Origin of the sequence: Streptomyces sp. NPDC058619 (assembly GCF_042717785.1) — a bacterium.
Lineage (GTDB): Bacteria > Actinomycetota > Actinomycetes > Streptomycetales > Streptomycetaceae > Streptomyces.
This window is the reverse complement of record NZ_JBHXQN010000012.1, coordinates 83,277-102,365: the sequence shown is the minus strand read 5'-3', so window position 1 is coordinate 102,365 and position 19,089 is coordinate 83,277. Positions and strand designations below refer to the sequence as shown.

Annotated in this window: 15 protein-coding genes and 1 pseudogene; 12 read left to right on the top strand and 4 right to left on the bottom strand. The window is 74.3% G+C overall.

Annotated elements, in window-relative coordinates:
- The first annotated feature begins 147 nt into the window (after positions 1–147).
- Positions 148–933 (top strand): BTAD domain-containing putative transcriptional regulator, encoded by a 786-nt coding sequence (locus tag ACFWTC_RS14745; protein WP_383916433.1) that lies wholly within the window; start codon positions 148–150, stop codon positions 931–933.
- Positions 934–958: 25 nt separating this feature from the next.
- Here ACFWTC_RS14745 and ACFWTC_RS14740 read toward each other — a convergent pair whose 3' ends face one another.
- Entirely contained in the window at positions 959–1,366 is a 408-nt protein-coding gene (locus ACFWTC_RS14740) for a RidA family protein (protein WP_383916436.1), read from the bottom strand.
- A gap of 137 nt (positions 1,367–1,503) precedes the next feature.
- Between ACFWTC_RS14740 and ACFWTC_RS14735 the strand changes: the two genes are divergently transcribed.
- Positions 1,504–1,884 carry a winged helix-turn-helix transcriptional regulator gene (locus tag ACFWTC_RS14735; protein ID WP_383916439.1) on the top strand — a complete coding sequence of 127 codons (381 nt, stop codon included), beginning with the start codon at positions 1,504–1,506 and terminating at the stop codon, positions 1,882–1,884.
- 18 nt (positions 1,885–1,902) lie between these two features.
- Here ACFWTC_RS14735 and ACFWTC_RS14730 read toward each other — a convergent pair.
- Positions 1,903–2,544, bottom strand: a pseudogene (locus ACFWTC_RS14730) (FAD/NAD(P)-binding protein); the annotation flags it as partial.
- A gap of 338 nt (positions 2,545–2,882) precedes the next feature.
- Here ACFWTC_RS14730 and ACFWTC_RS14725 point away from each other — a divergent pair.
- A complete protein-coding gene (locus ACFWTC_RS14725) occupies positions 2,883–4,019 on the top strand; it encodes a transaldolase family protein (RefSeq protein WP_384027514.1) in 1,137 nt (378 codons plus the stop codon).
- A gap of 315 nt (positions 4,020–4,334) precedes the next feature.
- Entirely contained in the window at positions 4,335–6,434 is a 2,100-nt protein-coding gene (locus ACFWTC_RS14720; RefSeq protein WP_384027516.1) for a helix-turn-helix domain-containing protein, read from the top strand.
- 86 nt (positions 6,435–6,520) lie between these two features.
- Here ACFWTC_RS14720 and ACFWTC_RS14715 read toward each other — a convergent pair whose 3' ends face one another.
- Positions 6,521–7,792, bottom strand: coding sequence for an IS701 family transposase (locus ACFWTC_RS14715; RefSeq protein ID WP_384027518.1), 1,272 nt, complete (start codon positions 7,790–7,792; stop codon positions 6,521–6,523).
- Between the two features lie 510 nt (positions 7,793–8,302).
- Here ACFWTC_RS14715 and trpC point away from each other — a divergent pair.
- The 7 genes from trpC to ACFWTC_RS14680 all read left to right on the top strand — a co-directional run bounded on the left by trpC (position 8,303) and on the right by ACFWTC_RS14680 (position 16,571).
- Positions 8,303–9,157 (top strand): indole-3-glycerol phosphate synthase TrpC, encoded by an 855-nt coding sequence (gene trpC, locus ACFWTC_RS14710; protein ID WP_383916565.1) that lies wholly within the window; start codon positions 8,303–8,305, stop codon positions 9,155–9,157.
- Between the two features lie 50 nt (positions 9,158–9,207).
- Positions 9,208–9,621, top strand: coding sequence for a DUF3151 domain-containing protein (locus ACFWTC_RS14705; RefSeq protein WP_383916455.1), 414 nt, complete (start codon positions 9,208–9,210; stop codon positions 9,619–9,621).
- Positions 9,622–9,841: 220 nt separating this feature from the next.
- Positions 9,842–10,687 (top strand): tryptophan 2,3-dioxygenase family protein, encoded by an 846-nt coding sequence (locus ACFWTC_RS14700; protein ID WP_383916458.1) that lies wholly within the window; start codon positions 9,842–9,844, stop codon positions 10,685–10,687.
- Positions 10,680–11,948, top strand: a complete 1,269-nt coding sequence (gene kynU / locus ACFWTC_RS14695) for a kynureninase (RefSeq protein ID WP_383916460.1) — start codon at positions 10,680–10,682, stop codon at positions 11,946–11,948. The genes ACFWTC_RS14700 and kynU overlap by 8 nt, the downstream gene beginning before the upstream one ends.
- Positions 11,949–12,119: 171 nt before the next feature.
- Positions 12,120–12,998 (top strand): alpha/beta hydrolase, encoded by an 879-nt coding sequence (locus tag ACFWTC_RS14690; protein ID WP_383916463.1) that lies wholly within the window; start codon positions 12,120–12,122, stop codon positions 12,996–12,998.
- Positions 12,999–13,148: 150 nt separating this feature from the next.
- The gene (locus ACFWTC_RS14685) at positions 13,149–14,846 is read left to right on the top strand and encodes a hypothetical protein (protein WP_384027520.1); all 1,698 of its coding nucleotides are present in this window, start codon (positions 13,149–13,151) and stop codon (positions 14,844–14,846) included.
- Between the two features lie 105 nt (positions 14,847–14,951).
- Entirely contained in the window at positions 14,952–16,571 is a 1,620-nt protein-coding gene (locus tag ACFWTC_RS14680) for a hypothetical protein (protein WP_384027522.1), read from the top strand.
- 172 nt (positions 16,572–16,743) lie between these two features.
- Here ACFWTC_RS14680 and ACFWTC_RS14675 read toward each other — a convergent pair whose 3' ends face one another.
- Complete coding sequence (locus ACFWTC_RS14675; RefSeq protein WP_383916472.1) at positions 16,744–18,027, bottom strand: adenylosuccinate synthase; 1,284 nt, start codon at positions 18,025–18,027, stop codon at positions 16,744–16,746.
- 184 nt (positions 18,028–18,211) lie between these two features.
- Here ACFWTC_RS14675 and ACFWTC_RS14670 point away from each other — a divergent pair, with 184 nt between their 5' ends.
- Positions 18,212–19,081, top strand: coding sequence for a diacylglycerol kinase (locus ACFWTC_RS14670; protein WP_384027590.1), 870 nt, complete (start codon positions 18,212–18,214; stop codon positions 19,079–19,081).
- The last annotated feature ends 8 nt before the right edge of the window (positions 19,082–19,089 follow it).

The window sequence follows — 19,089 nt, the reverse complement described above, 5'->3', positions numbered from 1 at the left end:
GTTCGTCGCGGGTTCGGGGGCCGTTCGGGGGCGGTTCGGGAGAAGTTGGACAGGCGTAGGTTGCTAAAAAATCCTCCCCGGTATTATTTTTCACTGGCACGGCGTCGCCAACGCCGCCGCGTCCGGTCTGCTCTGGGGGAGAGAACTGTGGACATCGACGTACTCGGAGGGCTCCGCGTCAGCGAGAACGGTGTGCCCGTCGTGGCACCCACCCCGGCGGCCCGGCACGTGCTCGCCGTCCTCGCCGCCCACGCCAACCAGGTGGTTCCCGTGTCCGTACTGGCCGAGGAGCTGGCCGGCCGCGTGCCGCCCGAACACGCCCGGGCCGTCGCGCACTCCGCGGTGCGCGTCCTGCGCGACGGGCTGGCCGCCGCGCTGGACGCCGGGCCGCGCGCGGTGCGCACCGCCGACGGCGTCCTCCCGTCGGTGCCCGGTGGGTATCTTCTCGACACCGGCGGCGGCCGCTGCGACCTCGACGAGTTCGAGCGCGGCGCGGGCGCCGGCTACCGGGCCATGGCCCGGGGTGACTTCGAGACCGCGGTCCGCCGGCTGCGCGGCGCGCTGGACCTGTGGACCGGCCCGGCCTTCGCGGGGATCGAGGCGGGCGGCTGGCTCGGCGCCCGCATCGCGGCCCTGGAGGAGTCCCGGCTCGCCGTCCTCGGGCAGTGGGTGGAGGCCGGGCTCGCCCTGGGCCGCCACCGCGAGCTGCACACCGAACTCTCCGCGCTGCTCGCCCTGCACAACGGCCGCGAGAGGCTGGAGGAGCCGTACCTGGCGGCCCTGCGCCGGTCCGGTCGGCGCGTCGGGTCCCTGCGCCACCTGCACGCCCTGGCCGCCGCGCTCGACACGGACCACGACCGCGGCCCCGCGGCGGCCGTACGGGCCCTGCGCCGGGCCGTGCTGCTGGGCCCGGCCGGCGCCCAGTGCGCCTGAGGGCCGCCCGCGACCGCCCGGGTGCTCAGTCGAGGACCGCCGTGGCCTCGACCTCCACCAGGTGCTCGGGGACGTCCAGCGCCGCGACGCCCACCAGCGTGCCCGGCGGCACCGGGGTGCCGCCCAGCTTCGCGGCCGCGCGGGCGACCCCCTCCAGGAAGAGGGGCATCTTGTCGGGGGTCCAGTCGACGACGTAGACGGTCAGCTTCGCCACGTCGTCGAAGGAGCCGCCCGCGCCGTCCAGGGCGGTGCCGATGTTGAGGTAGCACTGCTCGACCTGGGCCGCGAGGTCGCCCTCGCCGACCGTCGCCCCCCGGGCGTCCCAGGCGACCTGCCCGGCGATGAAGACCAGCTTCGAGCCGGTCGCGATCGACACCTGCCGGTAGGCGCCGATCTCCGGCAGTCCCTCGGGGTTCACCAGGGTGATGGCCATGCTGTCCGCCTCCTTGTCGTGGTCACGGTTGCGGTCACCGTCGTGGTCACCGTCGTGGTCACTTGTGGTTACTCGGGAACCGTAGGAGAGTGCCCGCTGACATGGAAGAACGCACTTTTCGGTGACGGGGGAACCTTGTGGTGACCAAGCAGTTCAGCGGCTCGCCGGACGACGCGGACCTGACGCGCGCGGACTCGCTTGCGCGGGAGATCTTCTCGGACGTCGCCAACAAGTGGGCGTTCCTGATCATCGACGTGCTGGGCGAGCGGACACTGCGCTTCAGTGAGGTGCGGGACGAGATCGAGGGCATCAGCCACAAGATGCTCACCCAGAACCTGCGCATGCTGGAGCGCAACGGCCTGGCCGAGCGGAAGGTCCACCCCACCGTGCCGCCGCGGGTCGAGTACACCCTCACCGAGCCGGGCCGCGCCCTGCGCGAGACCGTCCACGGGATGTGCGACTGGACCCACCGGTACCTCGGTCGCATCGAGGCCGCCCGCCGCGGCTTCGGCGCCTGACGGGCGGAGGGCCAGGACGACCCCGTCGAGCCCGTCGAGACGGGTCCCGTCGTCGAGACGGACGCTCCGGGGGCCGCCGGACGGGCCGGGGCCGCCGGTGACCGCCACGGCGCGGGCGCGGTGCACCTCGACCGTGACGTGGGCGGGGGCGTCCCGCATCAGGTGCTCGAACGCGTCGCGCAGGTACGCGCCGTGCAGGGCTGCCGTGGGACGGGTGCCGGGGCCGAGGCGGCGGGCCTCGTCGAGCGTCCGCGGGTCGTGCTCGCCCTCTTCGGCCGAGGTGGCCAGGGACCGGGCCCACTCGTAGAGGTTCGGGCCGCACCCGGCCCGGTCGCGGGGTCCCGCGGCGGTGTCCGCGTCCGCGGCGGTGCCCGCGCGGACGCTGGTGTCCGTATCGGCGCCGGCGCCCCCGCCCGCCCCCGCGCCCGCTTCCGCGTAGACGGTGATCCGCGACGCGGCGGCGGCCATGCGCGGTGCGCTGCCGTGCCGGCCCGCGAACCGGACGGGGTCCCCGCCGGGGACGGCCGGGTCGACCACGTGGACGACCAGGGAGCGGTGGCGCGCGGGGCCGCGCTCCAGGGCGAGCAGCCGCACCAGGACCGGGAGGCCGCGGGAGCCCGCTCCGACCAGGCACAGCTCGGTGGGGGAGGGAGGGGTCATGCGGGGGCTCCGTTCCGCGGAGGGGCAGTGGGGCCGCGTGCGGCATCGCCGGAAGGGTGCTTTTCCGGTCGCGGTACCGTCAAAGGCGCGTCCGATGGTCCGTCAGGTCCGCGCTTACCGCGGGTACCGGAAGAGGTGATGGACTCGCCCGCCCGGGAGTGCCGACCGGTCCGGCCCGTCGCACAATCCGGACATGCGCACTCCCCTCGTCGACCGGTCCGGCACCGCGGTGGCCGCACCGTACGGCGGGTCGCCGGGTGGCGCGCCCCCGGCCGCATTGGTGCCCAACGGCACTTCCGGGAACGGCCATTCGCCGTCGTCCCGGTCGGCTGAACGCGGTGGGAGACCCCGGCCCGGCGCCGGGCGACGGCGTCCTGGACCGCCTTGCGGCCGAGGGCGTGCACGCCTGGCTGGACAGCACCGGACGGGCGGCCGGTCCGTACGCGGACCCCTGTCGCCCTCCGCTCGCGGCCGCCGGGATTCGCGGAGTGCGCGGGGTGCTGTGCGGCGTGGACACCGTCCTGGAGAGCCTGCTCCGTCCGGAACAAACGTACGGCAACCCCCGCCCCCGCCCGTGCCCCGGCCCCGGCGAGCCGGTCGAGGTGCTGCTCGCCGCGCAGGCCCGCGCGGCCTGCGACGTGCTGCTGCGCCGGTACGCCGCCGGCCGCGGGGCGGACGGGCTGGTCGCGGTGCCGCTCGCGCCCTGGCACCGGGGCGCCGACGCGCAGGTGGCGGCCGCCCGCGGGCTCGTGCGCCGCGTCGGGCGGCCCAACGTCCTGGTGGGCGTACGGGCCACCCCGGACGGTCTGGCCGCGGTCGTACGCTGCCTCGGCGAGGGGCTGGGGGTCTACTGCGGGCCGGTGTTCGGGGCCGCGGCCTACGAGGCCGTACTAGAGGCCTGGCTGACCGGTCTCGGCCGGGCGCACCGGGCGGGCCTGGACCTGGCCCGGATCGCCTTCGTCTCGGGGCCGCGGCTCACCGGCCCGCCGCAGGCCGCCGCCGACACGGCCCGGCTGCTGTACGCCTGCGCCGACCTGCGGTACGACGACCCGCGCTGGCCCGCCCTGGTCGCGGCGGGCGCCCGCCCGCACCGGCTGCTGTGGACGGGGTTCGACCCGGCGACGGCGGCCGCCGTCGTACCGGGCCTCGTGGGCTGGGGCACCGGAGTGGCGCTGTCCGGCGCCGCGCTGGCCGCCGTCGTACGGGACGCGGTGCTGCGGGGGGAGACGCTGGGCGGCGCGGGCCCGGACGCGCCCCGCGAACTGGCGCTGGCCCGGCGGGCCGTGGCCGTGGCCGAGGCGACCGGGGCGGCGGCCCGCGACGAGCGGCGGCGGGCCGCCGTGTGGTCGCGGGCCCGTGCGCTGGCCGCCCGGCGGATCAGGACCGCGGCAGGGTCGTCGCCCGCGCAGCCGTCCGGGGGCCCGCCGTACGCGGAGCTCCGTCCCGGCGCGGAACCGGCGCCGCGGCCACGGTGATCTCGAACAGCAGGTGCTCTCCCGTCCCGACGCCCGCCCGGACCCGGCGGCTGCGTGACGCTCCCTATCCCCGTGGCGTCTCGCGCCCCTCGTTCCGTACCGGGGGCCGGCCTTCCGGCTGCCTCCGGACGGCGAGAAGGTGACCCGGCGACACTCCTGACGGCCGCGGCGGTTGCGGGACCACCCCGCGGCCGTCTTGAGGCGACCGGGCGGCCGCCCCGAGGCCGCGGGGGGTCCGCTTGACCCCTCGCCACCCGGAACCTAGGTTCGGGGTCATCTGGCCTGAAAGCACTGGTCAGCCGGGGGGAGACAGAGATGGATCGGGACATAGGCGCCGCTGTCGGACCGGGGGGCGGCGGGCCGCTGGCCGTGCTGGAGCTGCTCGCGCGGGACGCTCCGCAGGCCCGGTTCGACGCCCTGATGGACGAGGCCCGCAGGTCGGGCGCGGACGGGGCGGAGCTCGCCGGGCTGACCCGGGCGCTGGAGCTGGCGCGTGCGGTACGGACCGGCGGCGGCGCGGCCGCCGGCGCCGCGGCGGGCACCGGCACCGGCACCGCGGCCGCGCAGCGGGGGTCCGGCCGGCAGGAGGAGCCCGGCCGTCAGGAGGAGCCCGGCCGTCACGAGGAGCCCGGCCGTCAGGAGGAGAGCAGGCGTCAGCGGCAGGCGGCGCACACCGCGTTGGCGGACACCGCGCACGACCTCACCGCCCCGTACGACCTCGACGCCCTGCTGCGGGTCGTCATCCGCCGGGCGAGCCGGCTGCTCGGCTTCGACGTGGCCTGGGTGTCCCTGGACCGCCCGGACGGCACCGCGTACGTACGGATCTCCGAGGGCGGGACCACCGCGCTCAGCGCCGGCCTGGACCTGGGCGCCCGTACGGGTCTGGGCGGCATGGCGCAGGTCCGGCGCGCGCCGGTGTGGACCGCCGACTACCCGGCCGACGGGGCCGTCCCGCGCGGGCCCGCCGTCGACGAGGCGGTCCGGGCCGAGGGACTGCGCGCGGTCGTCGCGGTACCGCTGCGGGCCGGGGACTCGACCCTGGGCGCCCTGTACGGGGCCGCCCGCACCGTGCGCCGCTTCACCCCGGACGAGACCGGGCTGCTGCTGTCCCTCGCGGACCTGGCGGCCGTCGCCGTCGACCGGGCCGGGCGGCTGGAGCGGGCCCGTGCGGAGGTCGGGGAGCTGGAGCGGTTCGGGTCCCGCACCAACACCGCGCTGACCCGGGTCCGTTACCTGTGGGAGTGCCACGCCCGGCTGGCCGGGCTGGTGCTGGACGGGGCGGGCCTGTCGACGCTGGCCCGGGCCACCGCGGACGCGCTCGACGGCGTCCTGCAGGTGCGCGACCCCGGTGGCCGCCCGCTGGTCTCCACCGGGCCGCTGCCCGCGGCCCTCGACGAGGAGGCCGTGGCCAGGGCGGCGCTGGTGGTGCACACCGACCGGCGGCCGGTGGAACTGCCCGGCGACGTGTGGCTGGCCCCGGTACTGGCCGGCGCCGAGGACCTCGGGGTCCTCGTGCTGCACGCCTCGGCTCCGCTCACGGCCGAGGACGTACGGCTGCTGCAGATGGCCGCGCAGACGGTCGCCGCGCTGGTCCTGATCCAGCGCGGTACGGCGGCCGCCGAGGGCCCGGTCCACGAGGAGCTCCTCCAGGACCTGCTGGACCGGAGCGGCCGCTCCGACCGGTCCGACCGGCACCTGCTGGAGCGCACCCGGCGCCTGGGCGTGGAACTGGAGCAGCCCCACGTGGTCGTGGTGGCCCGGCCCGAGGGCGGTGAGCTGGGCAGGGCGGTGGCGTGGGCGTCCTCGTACGCGTACCGGGTGAACGGCCTCAAGGGCGTGCGCCGCGGCTGCATCGTGCTGGTGCTGCCCGGCTCCGACGCCTCGGCCGCCGCCCGGCAGGTCTCGGCCGAGCTGTCGCCGATGCTCGGGCACCCGGTGTCCACCGGGGCGGCCGGTCCCTCGGCGGGCGCGGGCGAGGTGGCCCGGGTGTACGCGGAGGCCGTGCGCTGCCTGGACGCCCTGACCGCGCTGGACGGTGCCGGGGGTACCGCCTCGCTCAGCGAACTGGGCTTCCTCGGGCTGCTGTTGTCCACCGACCACGACGTGGACGCGTTCATCGAATCGACCGTCGGGCCGGTCCTCGCGTACGACGCGACCCGCTTCACGGAGCTGACGCGCACCCTGGAGGCGTACTTCGACTCGGGTGGCAGCCCCACCCACGCCGCCGAGGCCCTGCACGTTCACGCCAACACCGTCTCCCGCCGCCTGGACCGGATCGCCGAACTGCTCGGCCCCCTGTGGCAGAAGCCCGACCGCGCCCTGGAGATCCAGATGGCGCTGCGGCTGCGCAAGGCCCGCGGGGTGCTGCACGACCGGCGTACGGAGGCGGACCGGCAGCGGACGGGCCCGGCGTAGGGCGCGGGCCCCCGGCGGCGGCGGTTCCCGGCGTACGGTTCCCGGCGTACGGTCCCCGCCGAGCGGACACCGCCGGTGCGGGCGGGTCAGCGGAGCGGCCGCACCGGGTACGGCTGCTGCCGCTGCCGCTGCCGCTCCTGCCCGGCCAGCGCGTGGGCGGCGTGGGCGACGGAGGCCATGGTGACGTGGCGGTGCCAGCCGTGGAGGGAACGGCCGGCGTAGTCGCGCAGGCCCACTTCCCGGCCGGAGTTCTGGGCGCAGTGCGCGACGCGGCGGGCCTGCTTGGTCATCCGCAGCAGCGGTCCCACGGGCGGCCGGGTCAGGTCGGTGATCCACAGCTGGGACGGCAGCCTGCGCGGGTCGGTCCACTCGCCGATCAGCAGCAGCTGCCGGCGGCGGGCCGGCGACGGGTCGGGCATCATCACGCGGACCGCCGCGGCCAGCGTGCTGCGGTGCGCCGGGGAACCCGCCGGGTCGGGCCATTCGACGGGCATACGCAGGCCCTTGACGGACTGGAGGAGGTCCACGGCGCTGAGGGCGCCGGAGCCGTAGCCGGGCAGCGAGGGGTCGGTGACCAGGAGCCTGGCGGCCGGGCTGATCCGGGCGATGACGGGCATGCGGGCCTCGGCGAAGCGGTTCATGGTCAGCCGGGTGCCGATGTCCCGGATGTCGAGGACCACGGGGCGGACGGGCAGTCCGCTGCTCCGGACGGTCTCGAAGACGCCGAGGGCGGCGCACTCCTCGTACGGGACGGCGTGCGCGGGCGCGTCCTCGGCGGCGGTGGGCCGGGCGGTGTTGGCCCGTACCCCCGCGGGGCCCTCGGCGTCGGGCAGGAACAGCCGCCAGCCGACGGGGGTGGCCACCTCGGGCGAGGTGAACCAGGTGCCGAAGGCCTGCTGTCCGCGGAACATCTGCCCCTGGTGCGGGTCGAAGCGGTGGCCCGCGCCCACCGAGTGCTCGCCGCCCTTGGGGATGGCCATCGGCTGGGCGACCCATGCGGCGAGCGGGCCGTTGGCCGCGAGCCGGCGGATCAGCGCCGTGCGGATCGGCTCCCAGTCCCAGGTGGAGCTGGAGATGAAGTGGTGCAGGCTCTGCTCCGCGGCGGGCCCCCCGACCTGTGCGGCGATGCCGCGGATCGACTTGCGTCCGCTGGTGGTGAGCAGGCCCCGTACGTACTGGAGGCCCTTCTCCCGCTGGTCCCGGCGACGGAGCGAGGCGAACACCGTGGTGCACAGGTCCTCGGTCACCTCGTCGAGCGGGTCGCGCCGGCCGCGCACCGTGCCGGCGCGGCCCCCCTGCCCCTGCGCCCCCGCGGCGGTTCCTTTCTTCCGGACGATGGTGTTCATGACGGTGGTCACGACTTTGCCCCCCTTGGCTGAGTCTGCTGCGGTCCCACCGTCCACCGGCGGCCCGGTGGCGGGGGAGGTGTTCCGGCCACCGGGCTCGGGCCGGGGGGTGGTGTCCCGCCACCACCCCCGGGGCGGGGAGGGCCTCCGGCGGGGGTGGACGGGCCGGTGTGCCGCCGACGCGGTGGCCGGACCACCGCGGAGGTGACATACGGGGGGTTCGGACGTTGTCCGCGGGGAGCGGGGGCCCGAGGATCGCGGTACGTGACACGTCGGCCGATCGCCATGCCATGCCGTGCCGTGCACGAACAGCGGGAGGACTTCCTTGAGCACGATCCGGGAGCGGGGCCGCCGTCGGGCGCAGGGCCGGGCGCCGCGGCCGGCCCGCGGGCCGCGGCGATGAGCCCGCACGGCGCGGGCGGCGCGGGCACCACGCGCGGGGCGGGCGGCGCGGGCAGCGCGCGCGGCGCGGGCAGTACGGGCGCCACGCGCGGCACGGGCACCACGCGCGGCGCGGGGACCGTGGGCGCCCCGGGCGCCCCGGGCGTCCACGGCAGTGCGCGCAGGGCGCTCGCGGCCATCATCGAGGGCGTCCGCGCGGACCTGACCGTACGTCAACTGCGGGTGCCGCTCGGCGACCTGAAGAGCCTGGCCGCCGTCGGCCCGCCGCCCATCGACGCGGTGGCCGCCCTGCGGCGGCCCGGGGGCGTCCAGGTCATCGCCGAGATCAAGCGCGCCAGCCCGTCCGCGGGACCGCTCGCCGGCGTCCCCGACCCGGCAGCGCTGGCCGCCGAGTACGAGGCGGGCGGCGCCGCGATGGTCAGCGTCCTCACCGAGGAGCGCCGCTTCCGCGGCTGCCTGGCCGACCTCGACGCGGTCCGTGCGCGGGTCTCCGTACCGGTCCTGCGCAAGGACTTCGTCGTCACCCCGTACCAGCTGTGGGAGGCCCGCGCCCACCAGGCCGACCTCGCGCTGCTGATCGCGGCGGCGCTGCCCCGGGCCGACCTGGCCGTGCTGGTCCGGCTCGCCGAGGACATCGGGCTGACCCCGTTGGTCGAGGTCCGCACCGAGGAGGAGGTGGCCCGCGCGGTCGCCGCCGGAGCCCGCCTGACCGTGGTCAACGCCCGTGACCCGCGCACCCTGGAGGTGGACCGCCGGACCTTCGCGAAGCTCGCCGCCGCGATCCCCGACGACGTCGTGCGGATCGCCGAGTCGGGGATCCGCGACGCCGGGGACGTAGCCGCGTACGCGGCCGAGGGCGCGGACGCCGTCCTGGTCGGCGAGGCGCTGGTGACCGCCCGCGCCCCCCGCCGTGCGGTGGCCGCCCTGGTCGCCGCGGGCGCCCGCCGCCGCCCGGCCCCCCGCGCTCCCCGCTGACCGACCCGGTCGGCGGTACGTCCCCGTACGCGTTCCGCCAGACTGTGCGCATGTCCATTCACCAGAACCTCCTCGGGGGCCCCGCCCCCACCCACCTCCCCGACGAGCCGGGCCGCGAGGCCATCGCCGCCGGGACCCCCGCCGTCGAGGTGGCGGCCGCGCACCCCACCTCCTCGCTCGCCTGGGCGGTCCTCGCCGACGAGGCGTTCGCCGCGGGCAACACCGTCGAGTCGTACGCCTACGCCCGCACCGGCTACCACCGCGGCCTCGACGCCCTGCGCCGTGCCGGCTGGAAGGGCCACGGCCCGGTCCCGTGGGAGCACGAGCCGAACCGCGGCTTCCTGCGCGCCCTGGGCGCCCTGTCCCGCGCGGCCGGGGCGATCGGCGAGAAGGAGGAGTACGAGCGCTGCTCGACCTTCCTGCGCGACTCCTCCCCGACGGCGGCGGACGCCCTGGGCGCCTGAGCGTCCGACAGCGGGTCGCATGCGTCCGACAGCGGGTCGGCGGCGGTCGGAAGCACTCGGCGGCGAGGCGGGTGGCGCGGGCACGTTCATGTGACCTGCGTCACTCCCCGCTGGAGCGCCGCCGCGGGCGCGTCCTATGATGCGGGCAGGGGACCGGGGCTCCACTCACCCAACGGAAGGAGCGGACCGCTACCCGGAAGCACGTGTCGAGGAGACAGCGATGTCGAAAACCCTTGATGCCTCCGGAGCCGGTTCGGACACCCCGAACCTCGACTTCGACGGCACCACCCCGTACGAGGACTACGTCCAGGCGGACGTCCTCACCCACCTCCAGCACCTGCGCTCGGACGACCCCGGCGAGATGGTCTTCCTGGTCACCACCCAGGTCATGGAGCTGTGGTTCACGGTCATCGTCCACGAGTGGGAGACCGCCGCGAAGGCCGTCCGCGAGGACCGGCTGCCGGTCGCGATGGACGCGCTGAAACGATCCCTCCGCGAGCTGGAGGCCCTCAACGCCTCCTGGCGCCCGCTCGCCCAGCTCACCCCCGGGCAGTTCAACGCCTACCGCTCCGCCCTGGGCGAGGGCTCCGGCTTCCAGTCGGCGATGTACCGCCGGATGGAGTTCCTGCTCGGCGACAAGTCCGCCTCCATGCTGGTCCCGCACCGCGGCGCCCCGCGCGTCCACGCGGAGCTGGAGAAGGCCCTGCACGAGCCCAGCCTGTACGACGAGGTCCTGCGCCTCCTGGCCCGCCGCGGCCTCGCGGTCCCGTCCGCCGTCCTGGACCGCGACCTCTCGCAGCGCTACGAGCCCTCGGCCGAGGTCGAGGCCGTCTGGACGGCCCTGTACGCCGACCCCGACGCCCACCCGGACCTGCACCGCCTCGGCGAGGTCATGACGGACGTCGCCGAACTGGTCTGGCGCTGGCGCAACGACCACCTGGTGGCGACCCGCCGCGCGATGGGGGCGAAGACCGGCACGGGCGGCTCCGCCGGGGTGACCTGGCTGGAGAAGCGCGCGACGAAGAACGTCTTCCCGGAACTCTGGACGGCGCGCAGCCATGTCTGAGCCGACGGCCTCCCAGGCCCCCGCCCGCGTGGCCTCCGCCACCGCACCCGCCGCATCCGCTCCGGCTCCCCTCCCGGGGGACCTGGCGGCCCGCGCCGCGCTGCTGGACACCGCCGACGAGCTCGGCAAGCTCCGGGACCGCTTCACCCTCCCCGACGGCCTCGTGTACCTGGACGGCAACTCCCTCGGAGCCCTGCCGTCCGCGGTGCCGGGGGCGTTGGCGGACGTCGCCCGGCGGCAGTGGGGCGAGCTCCTCATCCGCTCCTGGGACGACTCCGACTGGTGGACCGCGCCCGAGCGGATCGGCGACAAGCTCGCCCCGCTCATCGGCGCGGCCCCCGGCCAGGTGGTGGTCGGCGACTCCACCAGCGTCAACCTCTTCAAGGCCCTCGTCGGCGCGGCCCGCCTCGCCGCCCCCGGCCGCACCACCCTGCTGGTCGACGCCGCCACCTTCCCCACCGACGGCTACATCGCCGCCTCGGCGGCCCGGATGACCGGCCTGACGGTCACCCCGGTGGACCCCACGCACGCGGCGGAGGCGATGGACGCGGACACCGCCGTCGTCCTCCTCAACCACGTCGACTACCGCACCGGGCGGCTCCACGACCTGGCCGCGCTGACCGCGGCGGCCCGTGCCGCCGGGGCCGTCGTCGTCTGGGACCTGTGCCACTCCGCGGGCGCCCTGCCCGTCGGCCTCGACGAGAACGCCGTGGACCTGGCGGTCGGCTGTACGTACAAGTACCTCAACGGGGGCCCCGGTTCCCCCGCGTACCTCTACATCGCCGAACGCCACCAGGCCGCCTTCGACTCCCCGCTCCCCGGCTGGACCGGGCACGCCGACCCCTTCGCCATGACCCCGGGGTACGCCCCGGCCGCCGGCGCGCGGCGCGGCCGGGTCGGCACCCCGGACATCCTGTCCATGCTGGCCCTGGAGTCGGCGCTCGACGTCTGGGACGGGGTCTGCGTCGAGGCGGTGCGGGCCAAGTCCCTCGCCCTGAGCGACTTCTTCCTCGAATGCGTGGCGGCGTACGTCCCGAGCGGCCGGGTCGAGTCGGTCACCCCGGTCCGGCACGCCCACCGCGGCAGCCAGGTGTCCCTGCGCGCCGACAACGCCCGCGAGATCATGGCGGAGCTCATCTCCCGCGACGTCATCGGGGACTTCCGCGGTCCCGACCTCCTGCGCTTCGGCTTCACCCCGCTCTACGTCGGATTCGCCGACGTCGAGCGTGCCGCGCGCACCCTGGGTCACATTTTCGGGTGACCCGGTAGCGAAACGTCACCTCACGCGGCGGGCGGGGCTACGGCTCCGCCCGCCGTCGTACATCCCCGCCCCCGCACGGAACGCGCCGTTCCAGACTGATACGGTCCCGCTCTGCCGGAACACCGAAACATCTGTCCCCGCTGCCCCACGCGTTACCGAGAGGTTGAGCCGATGACGGACCCCGCCGCAGTGGAACGGGACGCCGCCGAGGCCGCCTCGGCCTTCGCCCACCCGCCCGTCGCGCCGGACACGACCGCCGCGTACGGGGACCACCCCGACCAGGTCGTCGACTTCTACGCCCCGCGCGGCGCGGCCCGCAGCCCGGTCCCGCTGGTGGTGCTCCTGCACGGCGGCGCCTGGCGGGCCCCGTACGACCGGCAGCACGTCACCCCCTTCGCCGGCTTCCTGGCCCGGCGCGGCTTCGCCGTGGCCAACGTCGAGTACCGGCGCGGCAGCCCGGTCCCGCACCAGAACGCCGACGGCCCCGTCGCGGGGCGCTGGCCCGAGACCTTCGACGACGTCGCCGCCGCGCTGGACGCCCTCCCGGCCCTCGCGGCGGCCGCCCTCCCGGACGCCGACGTCCGCCGTACGGTCGTCACCGGCCACTCGGCCGGCGGCCACCTCGCGCTGTGGGCCGCGGCCCGGCACGTCCTGCCGGCGGGGTCGCCGTGGAGGCTGCCTTCGGCGCCGATGCTGCGCGGCGTGGTGGCGCTGGCCCCCATCGCGGACTTCGCGGTGGCGGAGAAGCTGGGGGTGTGCGGGGGCGCGAGCGCGCAACTGCTGGGCGGGCTCGAACACTTCGCGGAACGGCTGCCGTACGCGGACCCCTCGGCCCTGCTGCCGACCGGGATCGCCACGGCGGTGGTCCAGGGCCGGGACGACATCGTGGTCCCGGAGCGGGTGGCGGAGTCGTACGTGGCCGCGGCGGCCCGGGCGGGCGAGCTGGTCGGGCTGACGCTGCTGGACGGCGTCGGTCACTTCCCGCTGATCGACCCGGCGGCGGACGCGTGCGCGGTGGTCTTGGAGGAGATCGCGCAATTGGCCTGGTAGAGCCCGGCCGCGCGGTGCAGCAGCAGGGCGTGCACGAGCCGGCTGCCGGGCGGATAGATCCGGCCCGGGGCGCACACCGTCCACCCCGGCTATGTACTCTGTGGCTCGCTTTCGTTCCTGATCGCGTTCAAAACAAAACTGGGGGGGCCGGTGCGTAGTCGCCGTCTCGTAATATCCGCCGCCGCCGTCATCGCGGCCGGTGCAAGCTTCATACCGGGTGCGGCCCACGCTGCCGAGCCCGTCGCGCCGCCCGTGTCGGCGCCCGACGTCGACCTCACCGAGGCCGGTGCGTCGAACTTCAAGACCGTCACGAGCCCCGCCGAGCGCTCGGTCCGCACGGTCCTGCCGGCCGCCAAGCAGAACAAGGCCGCCGCCACCGCGCAGGCGAACGACGTCGCGGCGGGCAACCCGAACCTCGCGGCGGTGCTGCACGCCGAGAGCACCACCGCGCACGGGATGGAGCTCACGACCGACCTCATCAGCGAGTACGTCTCGCTCAGCGTGGCCGTCGAGTGGGGCGACGGGACCAAGGACATCCTCGGGAGAAACGGCTCCGGCCCGCTGTCGTTCAAGCACACCTACGCGGAGCTCGGCGAGTACAACATCAAGGTCACGGTGACCGACTCCGCGAACGGCATCGCGGTCGTCAACGAGCTCCCGTTCGGGACCGCCGGTTCGGACTTCACCCCGTACGCCCCCACCCGCATCCTGGACACCCGCTTCGGGACCGGGGCGGCCCAGGCCAAGGTCGCGCCCTCCGGCACGGTCCGGGTCAAGGTCGGCGGCAACGGCGGCATTCCGGCGGGCGTGACCGCGGTCGTCCTCAACGTGACGGTCACCAACCCCACCAACTCGGGGTTCGTCACGGTCTTCCCCGAAGGCCGGGAGCGTCCGGCGACGTCGAACGTGAACTACGAGGCCGGTCAGACCGTGCCGAACCAGGTCATCGTGCCGGTCGGCAAGAACGGCTACGTCGACCTCTACAACGGCAGCTGGGGCGGGAGCCCGGTCGACCTGATCGCCGATGTCACCGGCTACTTCACCCCGAAGGCGTCCAGCGGGTACACCTCGATGACCCCGGTCCGGTTCGTCGACACCCGTGAGGGCCTCGGCACCTCCAGGGGCCAGCTGGGTGGGCAGAAGAGCTTCAGCACCCAGATCAGCGGCCTGCGCGGCGTGCCCGCGGGCGTGAAGGCCGTGGCGCTGAACGTGACCGTGACCGCTCCGCAGCAGTACGGCCACCTGACCGTGTACCCGGGCGGCCAGGCGGCCCCGGACACCTCCAGCCTGAACTTCAGCGCCGGTCAGACCATCGCCAACTCGGTGATCGTGCCGGTCGGTTCCGACGGCAGGATCAGCGTCCGCAACGGTGCCTGGGGCGGGGCCGACGTCATCGTCGACGTGGTCGGCTACTACAGCCCGGACAGCAAGGGCTCGTTCATGCCCGTCACGCCGTTCCGGCGACTGGACACCCGTGAACCCTCGGACCCGTATTACGGTGCGCTTCCCGGCGGCTACTACCAGCCCGTGGAGTTCTCCCCGCTGCCGGAGGAGGACGGCGTGTCGGGCTACGTGCTGAACACGACGGTCACCAACACCGCCAACACCGGTTACCTCGCGGTCGCCCCGGACCCGAACTCGCTCGCGGACTACGAGAACGAAACCGCCGAGATCGTGGACCCGCCCGGATCCTCGTCCCTGAACTGGACGAAGGGCAAGACCGTCCCGAACCTGGTCCAGGCGAGCTCCGGAGAGAACGGCATCGTCGACTTCTTCAACCAGAGCTGGGAGGAGTGGGCGAGCACCGACCTGATCGTCGACGTCTTCGGCTACTACGAGACCAACTGATCACCCGGTAAACGGGTCGACGGTTTACTGTCCACCGCCTCCCCCGTCCCTCTGTACGCTGTCCGTGATGTAGATCATGAGCACGTTCAAAAATGGGGGGGACCGGTGCGCAGTCGCCGTCTCGTAATATCCGCTGCCTTCGTCGCCGCCGGTGTCGGCCTGGTGCCTGTCACGGCCCACGCCGCCGACCCGGTGGCGACGAAGGCGTCCGCGGTGGCCAAGGCCGCCGCGTCCGACGCCCACACGTACACCAGTCCCGCGGACCGTTCCGTCCGCAAGGGCCTGTCGACCGCTCAGCCCAAGACCACGGGCAACCCGGACCTCAAGGTCGCCCTGGAGGGCCAGGGCTACAGCGCACACAACGTGATGCTGGAGACGAAGATCCAGAGCGTGGACACCGCGCTCGACGTCACCATCGCGTGGGGTGACGGGACGTCGGACAAGGTCAGCGCGAAGGGCGCCGAACCGCTCTACCGGGACCACGCGTACGCCGAGGTCGGTTCGTACGTCGTCAAGGTCACGGTGAAGGACACCGCGAACGGCGTCGAGGTCTCCAACGAGCTCGCGCTGGTGACCGCCGGTTCGGAGTTCACCCCGTACGCTCCCACCCGCATCCTGGACACCCGCTTCGGGACGGGGGCGGCCCAGGCGAAGGTGGCTCCCTCCGGCACGGTCCGGGTCAAGGTCGGCGGCAACGGCGGCATTCCGGCGGGCGTGAGCGCGGTCGTCCTCAACGTGACGGTCACCAACCCCACCGACTCGGGGTTCGTCACGGTCTTCCCCGAAGGCCGGGAGCGTCCGGCGACGTCGAACGTGAACTACGAGGCCGGTCAGACCGTGCCGAACCAGGTCATCGTGCCGGTCGGCAAGAACGGCTACGTCGACCTCTACAACGGCAGCTGGGGCGGGAGCCCGGTCGATCTGATCGCCGACGTCACCGGCTACTTCACGCCCAAACCGGCCAGCGGCTACAAGTCCCTGGAGCCGGTCCGGTTCGTCGACACCCGTGAGGGTCTCGGGGCGGCCAAGGGTCAGCTGGCGGGGCAGAAGGGCTTCAGCACCCAGATCAGCGGACTGCGCGGCGTGCCCGCGGGCGTGAAGGCCGTGGCGCTCAACGTGACCGTCACCGACCCTAAGGGACTCGGCCACCTGACCGTCTTCCCGGGCGGCGGGACGCTCCCGAACGCGTCCAACCTGAACTTCACGGCCGGGCAGACCATCGCCAACTCGGTGATCGTTCCGGTCGGCTCCGACGGCAGGATCAGCGTCTTCAACGGTGCCTGGGCCCCGACGGACGTCGTCGTCGACGTCGTCGGTTTCTACAGCCCGGCCAACAAGGCGGCCTTCAGGCCGTCCGAGCCGTTCCGGACGATCGATACCCGGGACCCCGACAACTGGCCCGAGGGGAAGGTGCCGGCCCGCGGGTACATCAGCCAGCTCTACCCGGAGCCGGAGGGCCTGGAGGCATCCGTCTTCAACGTGACCGTCACCAACACGACGGGCTCCGGCTTCCTCTCGGTCGCCCCTGACCCGAACGCCTGGGGTCCGCCGGCGCCGGCTCCGGCGCGTCCGGGCTCCTCGACGCTGAACTGGACGGCGGGCAAGACCGTCCCGAACCTGGTCCAGGCGAGCGACGGCGAGCGCGGCGGAATCAACTTCTGGAACCAGGGCTGGAGCGACGTCGACCTCGTCGTCGACTCGTTCGGCTTCTACGAGACGAACTGACCGCATACGGACACCGGTGCGTTCGGAGGGGCGGCGCGCGAGCGTGCCGCCCCTCCGGCGTTCCTGGCCCCTCGGGCATCCGGAGCTCCCCGGAGCGGGTACGCCGAAGGGGCGGTGCCCGCGTGGCGCACCGCCCCTTCCGCGTACTGCCCGTGTACTGACCGCGGACCGCCTAGAGGAACGAGTTGATCTCGATCGTCTCGGTCCGGCCCGGGCCGACGCCGATCGCGGAGATCGGGGCGCCCGACATCTCCTCCAGGGCCTTGACGTACGCCTGGGCGTTCGCCGGGAGGTCCTCGAAGGTCTTGGCCTTGGTGATGTCCTCGGACCAGCCGGGGAGGTATTCGTAGATCGGCTTCGCGTGGTGGAAGTCGGTCTGCGAGTACGGAAGCTCCTCGACGCGCTTGCCGTCGATCTCGTACGCGACGCACACCGGGATCTGCTCCCAGCCGGTCAGCACGTCCAGCTTGGTGAGGAAGAAGTCCGTCAGACCGTTCACGCGGGTCGCGTAGCGGGCGATCGGCGCGTCGAACCAGCCGCAGCGACGGTCGCGGCCGGTGGTCACACCGCGCTCGCCGCCGATGCGGCGCAGGTCCTCGCCGTCCTTGTCGAACAGCTCGGTCGGGAACGGGCCGGCGCCGACGCGGGTCGTGTAGGCCTTGAGGATGCCGATGACGCGGCTGATCTTCGTCGGGCCCACGCCGGTGCCGGTGCAGGCGCCGCCGGCGGTCGGGTTCGAGGAGGTGACGAAGGGGTACGTGCCGTGGTCGACGTCGAGCAGGGTGCCCTGGCCGCCCTCGAAGAGCACGACCTTGTTCTCGTCGAGCGCGTTGTTGAGGATCAGGGTGGTGTCGGCGACGTAGCCCTTGATCTGCTCCGCGTACTGGAGCATCTCCTCGACGATCGCCTCCGCCTCGATCGCGCGGCGGTTGTACACCTTCGCGAGGAGCTGGTTCTTGCCCTCCAGCGCCGCTTCGACCTTCTGGGTGAGGATGGACTCGTCGTACAGGTCCTGGACGCGGATGCCGACGCGGTTGATCTTGTCCGCGTACGTCGGGCCGATGCCGCGGCCGGTCGTACCGATCTTGCGCTTGCCGAGGAAGCGCTCGCCGACCTTGTCGAGGGTGACGTTGTACGGCGTGATCAGGTGCGCGTTACCGCTGATCAGCAACTTGGAGGTATCGATGCCGCGCTCGTTCAGGCCGCGCAGCTCGGAGAGCAGGACGGCCGGGTCGACGACGACGCCGTTGCCGATGACAGGGGTGCATCCGGGGGAGAGGATGCCGGAGGGGAGAAGGTGCAGTGCGTACTTCTGGTCGCCCACGACGACCGTGTGGCCGGCATTGTTGCCACCCTGGTAGCGCACTACATAGTCAACGGATCCACCGAGCAGGTCGGTGGCCTTTCCCTTGCCCTCGTCACCCCACTGAGCTCCGAGCAGCACAAGAGCGGGCACAGGCGTACACCTCTTCCGGATGGGGCATGTCCAAGGTCAGGGGGCGTACGACGATGTACACCGCAGGCTGAGCCGTCGGACCGGTACCCCGGAATAGACGAAGGCCCTGGCGCAATAGCGCAAGGGCCTCTTGCACAAAGATGCTACCCGAGGAAGGACCGAGGTGTCGGCTCCAGAGCCCACCATGAGCCATGCGGGCGCGCCGATAGGCGCCCTGCTGGTGCTCGTCGACCCGGTCGCCCGCCGTCTTGACGGCGAGTCCGTGCGGATCGCGAAAGATGTGTTGTCAGCGGGAGCGGCGGCGAAAATCTGCCTTCCGGATTCGCAGGAGGAGTTTGCGCGGGCCCTCGCCCGCCGGGGTCATCGGCAGCCGGTGATCGTGGGCGACGACCGGGCGCTGGTGCGTGCCGTCGGGCTGCTGCACCGCGAGCGGGCGCTGGCCGGAGGTGCCGTGTCGCTGATTCCGGTGGGTCAGGCGGCCAATCTGGGGCTGTCCCGGTCGCTCGGCGTGCCCCAGTCGGCCGTCACGGCGGCGCGGGCGGTGCTCGACGGGTCGGTGCGCATGTGCGACCTGCTGGTCGACGACAGCGACGGGGTGGTGCTGGGCGCGCTGCGGATCCCGCCGCTGCGGGCGGGCGCGTCCGGCGCGGCGTCCGGGGCCGGTGCCGGGTCTGGGTCCGGGTCCGGGCCGTCGGTGTGGAGCGCGTACAGGTCGCTGGTGCGGTCGCTGGTCCGCCCGGTGGGCGCCGGGGGCCCGGCGCCGCGCCGGCTGCGGGTGGAGGCCGACGGGGTGGTGCTGGTGGACGTGGACCGCCTGGTGGCGGAGGTCTCGGTGTCCACGCGGGACGACGGCGGTCTCGCGGAGGTCGCGGTGCGGACGGCCGGCGGCGTCTCGGGGGCGGGTCCGGCCGCGGTGGTGCGGGCCCGGGCCAAGACGGTGACGGTGTCGGGCCCCGACTTCCGCTACCGCGCCGACGCGGCCGTGGCGGGCCCGGTGCGCCGCCGTACGTGGACCCTGCACCCGGCGGCCTGGGCGCTCACCCGGCCCAGCTGACGCGGGGG